Below are 14,914 nucleotides of genomic sequence, written 5' to 3'. Positions count from 1 at the left end.
GCCAAATGGATACGGCCGCGCTGCACATTCTTCTTCAAAAGAAAAGTGCCACAAGAATATCGCAAAACCCTTGCTGCAGGAAAGGGGGAAAGATGATATATCCAGAGTTCAAGCGCTGTGCCTCTTTTCAATGGAGCTCATGTGCAGCATAATATATGACATGCGCGAAACAGAACCTTGGAAATTTCTCGATGCATATCGAGGACGTGTTTTTACTGGCAAATGGCCGACGCTCCCTCAGCTTTTCGACATTGTGACGGAGCGCTTCCCCGACAGGCCATGTTTTACAGTCTATAGCCCTGAGCGTGTCAGTCTCACGTATAAAGAAGCACAGGCTGTCACTGTAAAAGTCGCTGCATACCTCCATTCTATTGGTATTGCAAAGGGCAGCCATGTCGCAGTCACAGGGAAAAATGCACCAGAATGGGCGGTGGCATACCTCGCAGTTCTGTATGCAGGGGCGGTGGTTGTTCCCATCGATTACCAATTGCCGACACGAGAGATTCTGGCACTGATAAAAGCCGGCGATGTGTCTGCAGCCTTCATAGACGAAGAAAAATTCGAAGAGATGCAGAAAGAATTGAGCACGATGCCTTGTTTCAGCCTCGCGAAAGGCACAAGGAACTACATCTATGATCTAGCCCCGCCTAGTGGCACCAAGTTCGAGCCACCTGTCGTTCCTGGGCAGAGCCTTGCAGCCATTCTCTTCACGTCAGGTACTACAGGCATACCAAAAGGCGTCATGCTCAGCCACGAGAATTTTGTGTCCGACTGCTTCCTCGCGCAATCGAATCTCAATATTTCAGAAACCGATGTTTTCTATGCACTCTTGCCAATTCACCATTCCTACACCATGCTTGCGGTGTTTATCGAGTCGCTTTCTGTCGGCGCCGAGACCGTGTTTGGCAAGAAAATGGTGGTCAAGCAAATTCTTTCGGATCTCAAGCAAGCTAAAGTGACAATGTTCCTCGGCGTGCCGATGCTTTTCAACAAGTTGCTGTCGGGAATAATGAAAGGCATAAAAGAAAAAGGCGCGGTGGCGTATGCGCTGATCCGGACACTCATGGCCATTTCGGGATTCATCAAGAAAGCATTCGGAGTCAATCCAGGCAAGAAGATTTTCCATTCAGTGCTTGAGAAGGCGAGCCTGTCGTCCATTCGCATCTGCATTTCAGGCGGCGGTCCGCTCGATCCTCAAGTGTTCCGCCAGTATAACCAGCTAGGTATCGACTTTGTGCAGGGTTACGGCCTCACCGAAACCTCGCCGATCCTCACGCTCAACCCCGTGGAGCACTACAAAGAAACCTCTGTAGGCAAGGTCATCCCTGGCGCCGAAATTCGCATCGACAATCCGAACGAAGAAGGTATCGGCGAAATTGTAGTCCGCGGCCCCATGGTCATGCAGGGCTACTACAAAATGCCCGAAGAAACAGCCGAAGTGCTCTCGGAAGACGGCTGGCTCAGAACGGGCGATCTCGGAAAGCTCGATGACGAAAATTATCTCTATCTCGCAGGCAGGATCAAGAACCTTATAGTCACCGAAGGCGGCAAGAATGTATATCCCGAAGAGATAGAGAATGAATTCCAGCTGTACGACGAAATCGAACAGATTCTTGTGCGTGGATACATTCCCGAAGGCAAGTCTGTCGCAGAAGAGATCGAAGCGCTTGTCTATCCGAACCAGGATTGGGCTGCCCAAAATAAGCTCACATCAGAGCAAATTGAAGCACAAATCCAGGAAATCATCGCGGAAGTCAATCAGCGTCTGCGGCCGTATCAGAAGATTACGCGAATACAACTGCTCAATGAGCCGCTCGAAATGACAACGACCAAAAAGCTGAAGCGGCAGACCTCGGGTAGTGCTTCCAACCTTGTGCCAGAGTTGAAGTAAGCATTCACATTCTCGCGTCTACCTCTATGAGAAGACTCACCACTCTCTATGGAGGTAGATGCCGATGCAATCCTTCCCTTTCTGTCCGAATCCTCACTGTGTCTGGCACAGTAACGCACCAGATTTCGCTTGGGCGAAGCCCAAGGGCTTCTATACCACCAAGGCATTTGGCCGCGTCCAACGCTACCAGTGTGCCGCCTGCCACAGGACCTTCTCTTCCCAAACCTTCTCGTTAGCCTACTATGTGAAGCGGCCAGTAGCCTTACCCGACATCGTCGCCCGCCTGGGAAGCGGCGAAAGCCTCAGAGCCATGAGCCGCAACCTCGCAGTCTCCCTCAACCTCCTGTCCAATCGCATCGATCGGCTTACCCGCCAGGCAATCGCCCTGCACAGCATCTGCCTTGCATCCCGAGCGGGGTATGACGATATCTGTATCGATGGCTTTGTCTCCTTCGATACTTCCCAGTATTTCCCGAGCGAAATCCCCATCGCCATCACTGCCCATTCCCAGTTCATCCTCGACTTCAGCCATGCCAGCCGCCGCAGGTCGGGCACCATGACGGCTGCCCAGAAGGCAAAGGCGCGGGAGCTCTACCGTCGTATCCCCTTAGAGCGCGGCGCACTCGCCCGCTCCTTCCGCGAAACCCTCGTACACGCCCTGCAGCTGCAGCCACCGGCTCCCTACCGGCCCTTTGTCCTCATCACCGATGAAAAGCCCGACTATCAGCGCGTGTTCCATAGGCTTGCAGCCTTCCGCACGCAGACTGAACAAACCCGCCTCGTCCACTGGACGAGCAGCTCGAAGCTGCCCCGCACCCTCAGCAATCCCCTTTTTTCTTCCAACTACATCGACCGGGAGCTGCGCAAAGACCTCGCGCACCACCACCGGGAAACAGTCTGTTTCAACCGCAATGTCGCAAACGGCATGATGCGCCTCAGCTTGTACCTCCTTGGCCACAACTACCTCAAGCCCTTTCGTATTCGCGCACATAAAGGAGCGCATCCTCGTACGCATGCTGAGGCAGCGGGGATTCCGGTGCAGCTTGTGCAGCACTTTGTGCAGGCGCTCACTGGTGGGATACGGGCATTCTTGAGCCGCTGCACGCTCTCCGAGACGATGCGACGGACCTGGGAGAAGCGCTGGAAGACGCCAGGGAAAACAAAGGCTGAGTACATTCCGAAGTATGCGCTTGCATAAAATGGTTTCGGGAGTGAAGAAAGAAGGATGCGCTGGTCTCGCGCATCTGAAAAGGAGAGGGTAGAAGATAGAGGTGCTGGCTTGGTAGTGCGCGCTGTTCGCTTGGCACAAGGTTGGAAGCACTACTTGTTTATTTCGAGGCTGGCGCCTTTTGCGCTGATACCATTGTCAGGTCCTTTCCAAATATCGCAAAAACGATGATGCCTGCAACCCCGAACCCTGCAGCAACAAGAAAATTGACTGCCGGGGCGATATTCCAGAGCGCAGCGCTCGAAAGTGCCGCAATTGATACAATGACATCCCGGATAAGATAGTAAAGGCCGAAGGTGCGCGCCTTTGCTGCCTCCGGCGCAAGGTCCATAATGAGGGCTTTTCTCGTCGGCTCGCCGAATTCCTTGAGTCCACGAATGATAAACGCAACCACAAACATCGGAAATGAATGTGAGAACAAAAGCACAACCGGAAATGCGGTAAAAAACCCGAAGGTGATGAGCACGAAGCGCTTTTTGCCGTATTTATCGGAGAGATTCGCCACAGGAATATACACCAGCATGGCAGTCACCATCTCGATGGTGGTGAGCACGCCAAACTGCAGTGCGGTCAGGCCGTTGCTATTCACCGCCCACACAACGACAAACGCATACGGAATCTGCTCGGCAAAGCGGATGAGAATATCGCTCGCCAGAAGACTGCGCAGCGCGGGATTGAACATGTCCTTGAAAGGAATCTTCTGGCTGCCCCGGTCTTTCCCCTCGCCGGCATCGTTATCCATGTAGCGCTGGATGAGAAAGAGCGAGAAGCCTGCCATAATGAATGCTGCGCCAAACGCAACGAGCACGCCATTTTTGGTGCCGTACGCGCCAATCAAAAGACCGCCGATAATAGGACCGAGCGCCATGGGTATGCGACGGAAAAACGAATGGATAGAAACCCCGAGCGCACGGCGCTCCTTGGGCACCGCCTTGCTGACAAGGCTCATCACTGCAGGTAGGGAAACAGCTGTCCATGAGATAAAAAATACCGCCCCGACCAGGACAGCCTGCCAGCTGCGAAACAGAATGACAATGAGGTAGCCGCCCATCGCGAGCGCGGTAAAAAGAAAAAGCGATCGCTTGAAACCGATTTTATCCGCCGCATAGCCGCCCGGCAGCGAATAGAGGGCACTTAATAGGTTATCCATGGCGTTGAGCCCGCCGACTACCCATGTCGAACCGCCAATGGCCAGAATGTACAGCGGCAAGAACCGCTCGGCCATTTTCTCGCCGAGCCCGACCAGAATGACCATGACAACCATGGCAACCATTGTTTTGTTGCGTTTCAAAAAATCACCAATGTTCATCGCCTGCGCTCCATTCAGCAGAGCCTAGCGCTCATAAGAAAAATATTCAAGCCAAAACAAAAGGGGAAACTTGCTCTTTTTTTCAGCACGCTTGAGCTGTTGGTAACGTCAGAACCGCTTCCTTAGCTTTGGCACAAGCTTGGAAGCACTACTATCGGCTCAGCACGCTCACGCTATTGGTGACCCCGGAACCACCGACATTGAAAGTCACCCCTACTGTCGGGCGCTTTTTCGTGAGGATCGCCCCGATTGGCTCTCCGATGAGCTGTTTGTAGACGAGCGCATGCATCGAAACACCGGTAGCGCCCACAGGATGGCCTTTTGCCTTGAGCCCGCCTGAAAGATTTACTGCACACTGGTCATCATCGCGGGTAAATCGGCCTGCCATATAGTCATAGCCTGCTTGTCCGTCTTTCGAGAGGCCGAGCGCTTCGGTAATCAAAAGCTGAGTAATGGTAAAGCAGTCGTGCACTTCTGCAAGGTCTACATCGCGCGCGGTAATCCCTGCTTCTGCAAATGCCTGTCGCACCGCTTCCTTGCCTGCCATAAGCTGGTACAAGTTTGGACGCACTGAAATGGGGATGCGCTCGTTGACATGGCCAAAACCTGCCAGCTTGACCGCCCTGTCCGATTTTGCGAGCGAGGTATCATCGCGGACAAGAACAATCGCCGCGGCTCCATCCGTGATGAGTGAGCAATCATGAAGGCGCAGAGGCTCGGCAATCATCGGGTTCTTTTCGGGCGGCAAATCGAGAATAGCCTGGGCAGTTGTAAGGCCGAGTCGATCCGCCGGCCCACCCTTGCCGAAATGCGCGAGCGGATTGTCGATTCCATTTTTGTAGCACAGCGCTGCGACCGTAGCGAGCATTTTCGAGAATGTGGCAGGATCGAGGCTGTAATGAGCGGCATATCCTTTGGCATATTCAGCAAAAAGCCCGGGAAAGGTATAGCCTTTCGCTCCTTCCTCTGCCCAGTACGATGCCGCAGCAAGCGCTTTTGTTGTGCCTTTGGTATCGAGAAGGCTCATTTTTTCGACGCCAAGCACAAGCGCAATATTGGCCCGCCCCGCCTCGAGCGCATAGAGCGCGTTATAGATGGCCGCCGAGCCCGACGCGCATGCATCCTCGCAGCGGTACATGGGTTTGAACCGCAGCGCATCCGGAGCGATTTCCGTCGCAAAGGCCGCGAGATGTTCCTGATTGGCAAAAAGCCCCGGCGCAAACGAGCCCACCCAAACACCATCGATATCTTTCGCCTCGATGGCTGCATCCGCGATGGCTCCGCGGCCTGCCTCGAGCATAAGGTCATAGATGCTCTTGAGATCGGTGACTTCGCCCGTTTCCTTGTTCTTTTTGACAAAGGAACCAAATTGCGTGTTGTACGCGCCGACAATACTGACTTTGGACATGAAAACCTCCCTTTTGCTCTCTATATTGACGAATTTTGCCTTGCTTCAACGATGAACGTACGGCGGCCCGGGTATTCGCATGCATGGCTGCCCTCGCAAATGCTTGTTCGCCCACTTATTAGCGCTTATCGCGCAGTCACATGTTCCCCCACAAAGTCACCCAATAGGCGCACAAAAGTATCCGGCTGCTCGACGATCACCGAGTGCCCTACCCCTTCCAGCGTCACAAGGCGCGCCCCCGGATATGCTTTTGCTGTTGTTTCCGCCATATCGGCGGTGATGATCGGGTCGAGCGCACCGCGGATTACCAGAACCGGCCCCTTATATTCTGCGCACCGGGCGGTGATATCGAAGTGCGACAGCGCCTCCGCATTGCCGATCCACGCAGGCTGAGCCATCTTTTGTGCATCATCGACAATGGCTTTGAACAATTCGTCATTCTTGAGCGTCGGCACGACGGCTCTCAACGCTTGCTCAAGTACGGCCCGGTTTGTGCGCATGAGCTCGATGGCAGGATGTCTGTCCTTCGGTGTAATAAGGCCGTTCGGCGCGCCAGAATCGACAAGTACCATGGCTTTCACCAGATCCGGCCGCTCCAGCGCAAGTGCCTGCACTACGCACCCACCGAGCGAATGGCCGACCACTACCGCCCCTTTCAACCCTTTTGCATCCATAAAGCCGGCAACATACGCTGCATACCGCTGAATGCTTATGTCGCCTTCCAGTGGCGAGGATTGCCCGAAATTCGGCATATCGAACGCAACCACATGACAGCCCGGCACATTCATTACGAGCGAAAACCAGATCGATGAGCCGGTATTTCCGTGCACATAGACCACTGGCACCCCCACCCAGGGATCAGCCCCTGCCCCGCTCGGAGCTCCGGCCATAGCTGCCGCCCCCGCCATGCTCACCGCTCCCGCTGTGGTCGCTACCCCCGCCTCTACAAAGAACATAGCAATCGCATTAACCACTACGAAACCGCTTGCCATATCTCCTCCGCAACAACTGCAGGCTGCTCGATGACCACCGCATGGCCTGCATCTGGAATGACGTGCAGCATCGCGCCCGGAATATTCCGTGCGATGATTTCCGAAAACCCTTTATGCTTGAGAATATCCTTTTCACCGACGAGCACTGTGGTCGGGCAGGCAATTGCGCCTAGCCTCGGCGTTATGTCGATATCGAGAAATGCTTTACAGAGCTCGACAAATGCCTTGAACCACTCGGGTGGCAATTTTGCTACCGCTTCCTCGCGCGCAGCGAGTATCGCTTTCTGGGCCGCAATATACCCGGATGAATATGTCCACGGCAGCATAGTCTTGTAAAATAGACGCGCATCGGTTCTGGCCGTTTCCATCCACGAAACGACCGCGGCATCAAGCACCGGATCGAGCTCGCTCACCCCATCGATCACAACAAGGGACGCACATCGCTCAGGATACCGGATGGCAAATTCCATGGCCACTTCAGAGCCGTACGAAGTCCCCACAATATGCCCGCGCTCGATATGCAAAGCGTCCATCAACGCCGCAAGATCATCCGCATGCATGACAAGCGAATATGGACCCGCGGGTTTTTCGCTGAGCGTCTGGCCGCGAAAATCATGACACAGACAGCGCGTTCCTTCAGGAAGCGCGGCAATGAGCGGCTTCCAATGAGAAATTGACATGGCAATACCATTCAAGAGCACAAGCGGCGCATCCGCAGAGCCCACGCCGCGCGTCCCGCTCAGCTCGTACGCCAGCTTTATGCCATTCACCGCGACAAAACCGCTAGCCATATTTAACCTCCGGGGTCTGACCCACAAATTTAAATATTCAGCTTACAGCCCCAGATAGGATTTTACGACGTGGGGGTTCGTTTTCAAGCCTTCGGCGCTGTCCTCGAGCACAATGCGCCCGTTTTCGAGCACATAGCCGCGGTCTATGGCCTTGAGGCTTTCGCGCACATTCTGTTCGGTGACAAGAATCGAGATCGAACTTTTCAGGCTCTTCAGCACCTCGAACACTTCCGCAACAATCGAAGGCTGCAGGCCGAGCGAAGGCTCATCGAGAATTAGAAGCCGTGGTTTGGACATAAGCGCCCGCCCGATTGCGAGCATCCTCTGCTGTCCTCCCGACATTGTGCCGGCATATTGCGTGCGCCTTTCTTTCAGAATAGGGAAAAGCTCAAAAACCTTTTCGAGCTGATTCGGAATATCGTCTTTTGCATGGGGAATATATGCCGCGCCCAGCATGAGGTTGTCCTCGACCGACATTCCGGGGAACAGTTCCCTTTCCTGCGGCACCAGCGCGACCCCCATCCGGGCTATGGTGAAAGTCTCAGCGCCTCCGATCCTCACCCCCTCCAGCTCGATGCTGCCCTTCCACGGCTTTATCATTCCCATGACTGCGCTGATCAGCGTCGTCTTACCCGCTCCATTCGGGCCGAACAAGCCGACAGATTCGGCACCGACCTCGAAGTTGATGCCTTCGAGCACTTTCATCCGGCCATAGCCGCATTCCAGACCTTGTATTTTCAGCATCAGGCGGCTCCTCCCCCCAGATACGCTTCAATGACTCGCGGGTTTCTGGATACTTCCTCGTACTTGCCTTCGGCGATCAGCTCCCCTGCTTCAAGCACGATAACGCGATGCGTCAGCTCGCGAATAACGCCCATGACATGCTCTACCACGCCGACCGCGAGGTTCTTCTCTCGGGCGATCTTCTGCACCATCGCGATGAGTTCTTTCGTTTCGTCGGAATTGAGCCCTGCCATCACTTCATCAAGGAAGAGTACTTCAGGCTCATTGGCCAGGGCCCGGGCGATTTCCATCTTCTTTACCTCAAGAATCGTCAGGCGGCTCGTATCCCTTTCGAGGTCGGTCAGCCCGAGTTCGTGACAGAGGTTCTCCGCTCTGCGTCGGCCTTCCTTCAGGCTGTGTCCTCTCGCAAAAATCGATCCGACCATCACATTTTCAATCAATGTAAGGTTTTCCAGCGGATGAATGAGCTGATAGGTGCGGGCGATGCCGATCCGAGCCCGCTCGTGAGCCGGCATCCAGGTGATATCCTGACCTTTATATTCAATCCTGCCCTCGCTCGGCATGATAATGCCTGATATGAGGTTGATGAAGGTTGTTTTCCCTGCACCGTTCGGGCCGATAATGCCGAGGATTTCGCCCTCCTCCATGGAGAAGGATACATTGTTAACCGCCACAAGGCCCATGAAGCGCTTGGTGAGGTTTGTGGTTCTGAGCTTTATCATGCGCTCCTCCCCTCTGCGCGTTTCGCTGCCGGCTTAAGGAGATTCTTGAGTCCCTGCGGCATGAAAAGAATGACAATAATGATCATGATGCCATAGACGACGAGGTGGCCGTAGGGAATTTTCAGCTTGAGCCACTCCGCGACCAGGCCGAGAAGAATAGCGCCGAAAATCGGCCCTCTCGTGCTGTACACTCCACCCAGGAGCGCCATCGCGAGCGGCAGAAGCGTGAAATCAGCGCTGAAAACCACATCGGGCGCCGCAAACCCGTACGACATGACGAAAATGCCGCCGAGCATTCCCTGGATGGCAGATGTCACGACAAACGCAAGCAGCAGCCAGCGGAAAATATCCACGCCCGATGATTTCGCGGATATCTCATTATTCCTGATCGCCGTGAGCGCGAAGTGAATGCGGCTTTTTTCGAACCAGTACGAAGCAGCGATAGCTACCAAAAGGCCGGCCAGTACCAGCCAGTACAGCTTGCTGGCATTCCCTCCGAACATGACCCCCTGTTGCATGACAACGCCTTCAGGCCCTCCGGTGAAATCATGCAGGTTGTGCACAATGATCCGGAAGATTTCTCCCAGAGCCAGCGTGACGATGGAAAAATACATCGCCCTCAGCCTCAGAATGACAAATCCGATCAGGAAGGCAACCAGGGCTGCAAAAACCGCAGCGAAAGGAATCGAAAGCCAAGTAGGCATGCCTGCCCGCACGACGCCGAGGATCGCTGCATATGCGCCTATACCGAACAGTCCGGCAATGCCGAAGGATATCTGCCCCGACCGCAGCAGCATGTCCCAGCTGATGGCGAGCGCCATGTACAGCATGATATTGCGGGCGACCTGTAGCGGGTAATCGCCAGCAAACGCGGGAAGCGCCACCGCGGCCACCGCGATGAGTATAAGAAGAATGCGCACCAGTGTCCGGTTCATGATTTTTTCCCTTTCAGAGAGCGCGACAGGATGACCGCGATGATCAGCACGAAATACACAATCTCCGCCCAATCCCTCGTGCCGCGGAACGAACGCAGGAAATTCTCCGCAAGTCCGAGCAGGACACTCGCGCCGAGAATTCCGGGGATATTCCCGATGCCCGCCATCGCGACAAGGCTGAAACTTTTCATGGTGAAGGGGGAACCAACGCCCGGGAAAATAGCGGACTTGGTCAGGAACAGCGCGCCCATGGCACCGACCAGTCCAATGGCCAGCGCAAACACAAGCCCGTATGTCCGATAGACATCAATGCCGACGATGGCTGCACCCTTCGGGTTCTGACCGACCGCCAGAGCCGCCTTGCCGGTCCTTGTTTTCGTGAGGAACATCTGCAGACCGACGGCATAGATCACCGCCACTGCGACAAACACAAAGGACCATACGCCAAAGGAAAGATCGCCGATATCTAGCGACATCGATGAGTATTCGAGAGACAGCTTGTATGTCTGGGAAGTAAATATGAGATTGATAATCTGGCTGAAAGCGATGGCCAGACCGAAAGTGAGAATGAGCTGGTTCAGCTCAGGGGCTTTGAGCGCTCTCCTTATGGTGAGCTGGAACACCACCCACCCGAAAAGCGCAGTGACAAGCGCCGCCGGGATGAGCGCAATGAGCGGGTCCACCCCCAATGCCCTGCACACGGTATACGTCGCATAGGAGGCCAGCATCATGAATTCGCCATGCGAAAGGTTGACGATATGCACGATGCCGAGAACGAGCCCCATCGGGATCGCCACCGCCGCATAGAGCCCTGCCGCCTGCAGGCCGTAGATCAGCACGGTGGGCTTCCACAGTATCAGCACAACCGCAGTTGCGATGCTGATCGCGAAAATGATCGCTTTACGCTGTTTGATTGCCATCTTGACTGCCTGTATGTTCAGATTATGCCGCCGCAGGGAGGGGCCCATGGCACCTGCCTGCGGCGGTCTTCCGGTTCACCTGATGATGCTTACTTCCATGCCGGGAACGGATACACCGGTTCCGCGGTCGCGGTTTCAAACGGCCAGATGACTTCCTGGATGCCATTCTGCCACTGGAGTATCTTCTGCCGTGTAATGCCCTGATGCTTGATAATGTTGGACGGCTTGAAGGTGATTACTTCCCCGAGCGGAGAGACATACTTGGTCTGCTCAAGCGCCTTGACAAGCGGGCCGGTCTCCGTGGTTCCAGCAGCCTTGATGCCTTCAGCGACGATATAGACGGCTGAATAGGCGAGCGGCGCAAAATAAGTGGCGGGCTCTTCCCTGTATTTGGCTATATAGTTCTTGTAGAACTTCGCGCTCACTGGATTGATGTCGTTGATCGCCGGGGACCACATGCCGTACAGCATGACATTGCGGGCGAGCTTGGAAGAACCGAAGCCGATGGGCCATCCGGGAGGTGCTCCGAGGTAGATGCCCGGGCTGAATTTCATTGCCTTCGCCTGTTCGAGCATGGGGAGGGCGTCCGCATCATAGCCGGCCCAAATGAAGAGGTCGGGCTTGAATGCTTTTGCCGCTTCGAGCACCGCGGTGTAGTCGCCGCCGCCGAGGAGCGCGCTCTTGAATGAGGCGCCGTCGATGGTGTACCGCTTGTCGCTGCCGAAGAGTACTTTCGTCGCATCCCATGAGGACTTGCCGAAGGCACCTTCCTCATACGCGAGGAAGATCTTCTTTATCTGAATCTGCGGATATTTTTTCTGGATTGCGTCCCAGCCTTCCGCATAGGAAGCGCCCTGGTTGTAGTCCCATGGATGCAGGTGGAAATAGAAATCGGACTCCGGGCTCGGGCCGAGCGCTTTCTCCACGGTCGCACTGCCTGCAGCGCCGGTCGACATGACGACTTTGCCATATTTCTTGAATGCAGGGATTTTGCCGAGCTCGGCACCGGATGCCATACCGCCCACAAAGACATCGACCTTGTCCACTGTGGCCAGCTTCTCGACAGCAGCGGCGGCCTTATCAGCTTTGCCTTCGTCATCGACGACAATGAGCTCGAGCTTTTTGCCGAGGACTCCGCCTGCGGCATTGATCTCATCGACCGCCAGCTGCGCAGCTGCACTGCCCTGCTTGCCAGTTATATCGGCGAGCGTCCAGATCCCGCCCAGTTTGATGGTTCCCTCCAGCTTGGTGGTTCCCTGCGCGAATGCGCTGCCCGCAAATAATACGAGCACCGCAAGTACCAGCATCATTCTTTTCATGAATGCCTCCTGTCCGCCGCACTTTTCTGCTGCGGCCTGTCTTATTTTATCCAGCCAGAACCAGTCTGGCTGGCAGTTCCCTTATAAGATTCCATCGCTTGCCCCGGCGAGTTTCTCGCAGCCGCCGCTGGGGCACAGCCGCCAAGACATGCGCCGTCGGCGGGTCTAGGCATGGTCAGCGGCCACAGGCCCCCACACCACCACCGTGCTCGCCCACACAAAGCCGAGCCCCGCTCCCACCATCACAATGCGGCTGCCATCGCGGATCTTCCTCGTCTCCAACCCCAGCTTTATCGACAACAGCTGATCGTTCTGGCCAAGATGGCCATAGTCCTCCAGATAGGTCGATTGATTCTCCCGCAGTCCAAGCTCCTGGAGCACCGCCAAGTGTGCACTGCGCTTGAAGTGCAGGATCGCAAGATAATCGATGTCACGCTCGCTCAAGCCGCTCCTTTTCAGCGATTCGCGGATAACCGCATAAAAATTCGGCATAGTGACTTCGCCAAGTTTCTGCTTGAAGACCTGCTCATCAGGCACTATGAAGGATGCATGCTGAGCGTCTTCAGGCTTTGGAGGCCATGCTTTGGAGCCAAGCACAGGCACCACGCACATCTCCGAAAGCGAGCCATCGCCTTTGAACGCTGATGCGAGTACCACATTCCGCCCGAGATTTTTTCTGAGAACGCAGGCGGAGCCAGCCGAGCCGATATCCATCATGAATCGAGTCGGCGGATAGGAAAGATCGATGAGGTCATTATTGCGATAGCCGGAAACAAGCAGCACTGTGTTCAAATCATCGCGAGCCAACATGAGCGATTTTGCTACATCGATGGCAGCCATCATCGAACCGCACATGGCTTCCATATCGAAACTCCAGGCCCGGATTGCTCCTAGTCTGTTCGCGACATTGAGGCCTGCAAGCCAGCACGGATAATCTTTGTGCTGGGCGCCACACCAGATGACAAGATCTACATCCTCTGCTGGAATCGCAGCATCTTCGAGCGCTGCTTGCGCGGCCATGAACCCCATGTAGCTAGTCGGCTCTTCCTGCCCTGCAATCGGTTTTGTCTTTATGCCGAACTTGAGGGCGATGACATCCTCGGGCACGCTTGTTGCCTTCGCAAGATCCGAGGCTGTCATTTGATGTTCCGGTATATAGAGGCCTATGCCCGCAATGCCAACATGCATGCTTCACTCCATCAAGAAAATCGATGCTGTTACCCATCCGGGGCCAGACAGGATGCAGCATAGCTAGCAACAGCTGAATCAGCTCTCACACTATTGTTGAATGGAATTTGCAATCCGTCAAGAGGAAAAATGAAATTTTCTTGCGGCGCCTTGAAGACGCATCACAATAAAGCTTCATAAGTTTTTCTATTAAAAATACTTAAAAGCAAAAGCCTGATTTTCGCTAGGTCATGCAAATTTCGCTTGCACATTCGAAAAAGCAAGGCTATACTAGACTTATGTAAGCGGTGAATCATCTCTCACCCAATGAGGCTGAATATGGGCTCTGATACTCGCAAGGCGCTGATCGAAAGCGCAGCAAGTCTTTTCTCTGCAAGGTGGTACGGAATTGTTTCCGTCGCCGAGATATGCCGGTCCGCCAATCTTTCGAATGGAGCTTTCTACCGCCACTTTAAGAACAAAGAAGAAATTTTCTGCGCCATTCTGGATTATGTCGTCGGACAAATCGAATCAGCGCTTGCGCCGCTGGCTCAAATCGAGCCAAATGACAGGCTGCGCCAATTTGTGCGCATTATCTATGATTTTTCGCAGAATAATACGCCGCTCGTTCGCGTGTTCCGCGAAGGGCAATACCGGCTTTTCGAATATGAACGAAAGCTCAAGGACGTATACGAAAAAGCTTTTGCCGTAGTATTCGACCGGAAGCCTTCAACAGCTGAATACTTGTTCGCCCTAGGAGGCTTGCGCTTTGCGAGCATCCGCAGGGCATTCCATCAAATACCTGTTCAGCCTGAGGCCATTGTCTCGATTCTGCACAGCGGCATTCTGAAGGAACAGCCCATCAATGCCGACCGCGTCTTTTCCACTTCGATCACACCCCTGCCGATCGAGCTTCTGCCGGACAGCAGAGAACAGCTTCTCGCTGAAGGCCGCAAGCTTTTTGGAGAAAAGGGCTACTTCGAGACCAATATCCACGAAGTAGCATCGAACGCAGGCCTGGCTATCGGATCCTTTTATCGCTATTTCGAAAGCAAGGAAGCATTCTATAAAGAAATTATCCAGTCAGTAGGAAGAGATGTGCGGCATTTTATCACGCTGAATCTCGGTAACGGCCTCAATCGCCTCGAGCGAGAACTGCGCGGGCTGTGGCTCTTCATTCTTTTTCTCTCTATGGACCGCTATTGCTACAATATCGTCCGCGAGGCCGAATTCGTGTTGCCTGAGGAAGTGCGCTCATACTACGACGCATTCCATCGCGGATATCTCAAGAGAGAAGACTCCACGATTACATGCGATACGACGACATGCATCGAATTCATGCTGGGGGTCGCCCACTATCTCGGCATCGAGGTCATATTCGACAAGTCACCCGACAACGCCCGCCAGGTCATCGAAGAAATAGGATATCTCTATACACATGGGCTGAGCGGGGATGAGCGCTTGCACAATGCACGCAATTAACACGGA

The 14,914-nt window shown here is 54.5% G+C and carries 13 protein-coding genes; 3 read left to right on the top strand and 10 right to left on the bottom strand.

The window, feature by feature from the left end:
- The first annotated feature begins 160 nt into the window (after positions 1-160).
- Both GAP13_RS05420 and GAP13_RS05415 read left to right on the top strand, forming a co-directional pair.
- The gene (locus tag GAP13_RS05420; protein WP_158906983.1) at positions 161-1,891 is read left to right on the top strand and encodes an AMP-dependent synthetase/ligase; all 1,731 of its coding nucleotides are present in this window, start codon (positions 161-163) and stop codon (positions 1,889-1,891) included.
- Positions 1,892-1,955: 64 nt separating this feature from the next.
- Entirely contained in the window at positions 1,956-3,089 is a 1,134-nt protein-coding gene (locus tag GAP13_RS05415; RefSeq protein ID WP_158906981.1) for a hypothetical protein, read from the top strand.
- Positions 3,090-3,219: 130 nt separating this feature from the next.
- Here the strand turns inward: GAP13_RS05415 and GAP13_RS05410 are convergent, their stop codons facing one another.
- From GAP13_RS05410 to GAP13_RS05365, 10 genes are all read right to left on the bottom strand, one after another.
- Positions 3,220-4,428, bottom strand: a complete 1,209-nt coding sequence (locus GAP13_RS05410; protein WP_158906979.1) for an MFS transporter — start codon at positions 4,426-4,428, stop codon at positions 3,220-3,222.
- A 151-nt stretch (positions 4,429-4,579) separates the two neighbouring features.
- The gene (locus GAP13_RS05405; RefSeq protein WP_158906977.1) at positions 4,580-5,836 is read right to left on the bottom strand and encodes a thiolase C-terminal domain-containing protein; all 1,257 of its coding nucleotides are present in this window, start codon (positions 5,834-5,836) and stop codon (positions 4,580-4,582) included.
- 125 nt (positions 5,837-5,961) lie between these two features.
- On the bottom strand, positions 5,962-6,828 hold the full coding sequence (locus GAP13_RS05400; RefSeq protein WP_158906975.1) for an alpha/beta fold hydrolase: 867 nt from the start codon (positions 6,826-6,828) through the stop codon (positions 5,962-5,964).
- The gene (locus tag GAP13_RS05395) at positions 6,810-7,619 is read right to left on the bottom strand and encodes an alpha/beta fold hydrolase (protein WP_158906973.1); all 810 of its coding nucleotides are present in this window, start codon (positions 7,617-7,619) and stop codon (positions 6,810-6,812) included. The genes GAP13_RS05400 and GAP13_RS05395 overlap by 19 nt, the downstream gene beginning before the upstream one ends.
- A 42-nt stretch (positions 7,620-7,661) precedes the next feature.
- Positions 7,662-8,363, bottom strand: coding sequence for an ABC transporter ATP-binding protein (locus GAP13_RS05390; RefSeq protein WP_158906971.1), 702 nt, complete (start codon positions 8,361-8,363; stop codon positions 7,662-7,664).
- Entirely contained in the window at positions 8,363-9,085 is a 723-nt protein-coding gene (locus tag GAP13_RS05385) for an ABC transporter ATP-binding protein (protein ID WP_158906969.1), read from the bottom strand. Before GAP13_RS05385 ends, GAP13_RS05390 begins: the two co-directional genes overlap by 1 nt.
- Positions 9,082-10,020 (bottom strand): branched-chain amino acid ABC transporter permease, encoded by a 939-nt coding sequence (locus GAP13_RS05380; RefSeq protein WP_158906967.1) that lies wholly within the window; start codon positions 10,018-10,020, stop codon positions 9,082-9,084. Before GAP13_RS05380 ends, GAP13_RS05385 begins: the two co-directional genes overlap by 4 nt.
- Positions 10,017-10,940, bottom strand: a complete 924-nt coding sequence (locus tag GAP13_RS05375) for a branched-chain amino acid ABC transporter permease (RefSeq protein WP_158906965.1) — start codon at positions 10,938-10,940, stop codon at positions 10,017-10,019. Before GAP13_RS05375 ends, GAP13_RS05380 begins: the two co-directional genes overlap by 4 nt.
- Before the next feature lie 89 nt (positions 10,941-11,029).
- Complete coding sequence (locus tag GAP13_RS05370) at positions 11,030-12,259, bottom strand: ABC transporter substrate-binding protein (protein WP_158906963.1); 1,230 nt, start codon at positions 12,257-12,259, stop codon at positions 11,030-11,032.
- A gap of 165 nt (positions 12,260-12,424) precedes the next feature.
- Positions 12,425-13,447, bottom strand: coding sequence for a 3-oxoacyl-ACP synthase (locus GAP13_RS05365; RefSeq protein ID WP_158906961.1), 1,023 nt, complete (start codon positions 13,445-13,447; stop codon positions 12,425-12,427).
- Positions 13,448-13,765: 318 nt separating this feature from the next.
- On the opposite strand from GAP13_RS05365, the gene GAP13_RS05360 reads away from it, so the two are divergent.
- Positions 13,766-14,908 carry a TetR/AcrR family transcriptional regulator gene (locus GAP13_RS05360; RefSeq protein WP_158906958.1) on the top strand — a complete coding sequence of 381 codons (1,143 nt, stop codon included), beginning with the start codon at positions 13,766-13,768 and terminating at the stop codon, positions 14,906-14,908.
- The last annotated feature ends 6 nt before the right edge of the window (positions 14,909-14,914 follow it).

It is taken from the genome of Rectinema subterraneum (assembly GCA_009768935.1).
Classification (GTDB): Bacteria; Spirochaetota; Spirochaetia; order Treponematales; family Rectinemataceae; genus Rectinema; species Rectinema subterraneum.
This window is presented reverse-complemented; position numbering and strand designations above follow the sequence as displayed.

What these genes read in the sequence shown, in the direction of transcription:
- GAP13_RS05420 (WP_158906983.1), top strand. Translation starts at nt 161, where the DNA reads ATGCGCGAAACAGAACCTTGGAAATTTCTCGATGCATATCGAGGACGT.
- GAP13_RS05415 (WP_158906981.1), top strand. Translation starts at nt 1,956, where the DNA reads ATGCAATCCTTCCCTTTCTGTCCGAATCCTCACTGTGTCTGGCACAGT.
- GAP13_RS05410 (WP_158906979.1), bottom strand. Translation starts at nt 4,428, where the DNA reads ATGAACATTGGTGATTTTTTGAAACGCAACAAAACAATGGTTGCCATG.
- GAP13_RS05405 (WP_158906977.1), bottom strand. Translation starts at nt 5,836, where the DNA reads ATGTCCAAAGTCAGTATTGTCGGCGCGTACAACACGCAATTTGGTTCC.
- GAP13_RS05400 (WP_158906975.1), bottom strand. Translation starts at nt 6,828, where the DNA reads ATGGCAAGCGGTTTCGTAGTGGTTAATGCGATTGCTATGTTCTTTGTA.
- GAP13_RS05395 (WP_158906973.1), bottom strand. Translation starts at nt 7,619, where the DNA reads ATGGCTAGCGGTTTTGTCGCGGTGAATGGCATAAAGCTGGCGTACGAG.
- GAP13_RS05390 (WP_158906971.1), bottom strand. Translation starts at nt 8,363, where the DNA reads ATGCTGAAAATACAAGGTCTGGAATGCGGCTATGGCCGGATGAAAGTG.
- GAP13_RS05385 (WP_158906969.1), bottom strand. Translation starts at nt 9,085, where the DNA reads ATGATAAAGCTCAGAACCACAAACCTCACCAAGCGCTTCATGGGCCTT.
- GAP13_RS05380 (WP_158906967.1), bottom strand. Translation starts at nt 10,020, where the DNA reads ATGAACCGGACACTGGTGCGCATTCTTCTTATACTCATCGCGGTGGCC.
- GAP13_RS05375 (WP_158906965.1), bottom strand. Translation starts at nt 10,940, where the DNA reads ATGGCAATCAAACAGCGTAAAGCGATCATTTTCGCGATCAGCATCGCA.
- GAP13_RS05370 (WP_158906963.1), bottom strand. Translation starts at nt 12,259, where the DNA reads ATGAAAAGAATGATGCTGGTACTTGCGGTGCTCGTATTATTTGCGGGC.
- GAP13_RS05365 (WP_158906961.1), bottom strand. Translation starts at nt 13,447, where the DNA reads ATGCATGTTGGCATTGCGGGCATAGGCCTCTATATACCGGAACATCAA.
- GAP13_RS05360 (WP_158906958.1), top strand. Translation starts at nt 13,766, where the DNA reads ATGGGCTCTGATACTCGCAAGGCGCTGATCGAAAGCGCAGCAAGTCTT.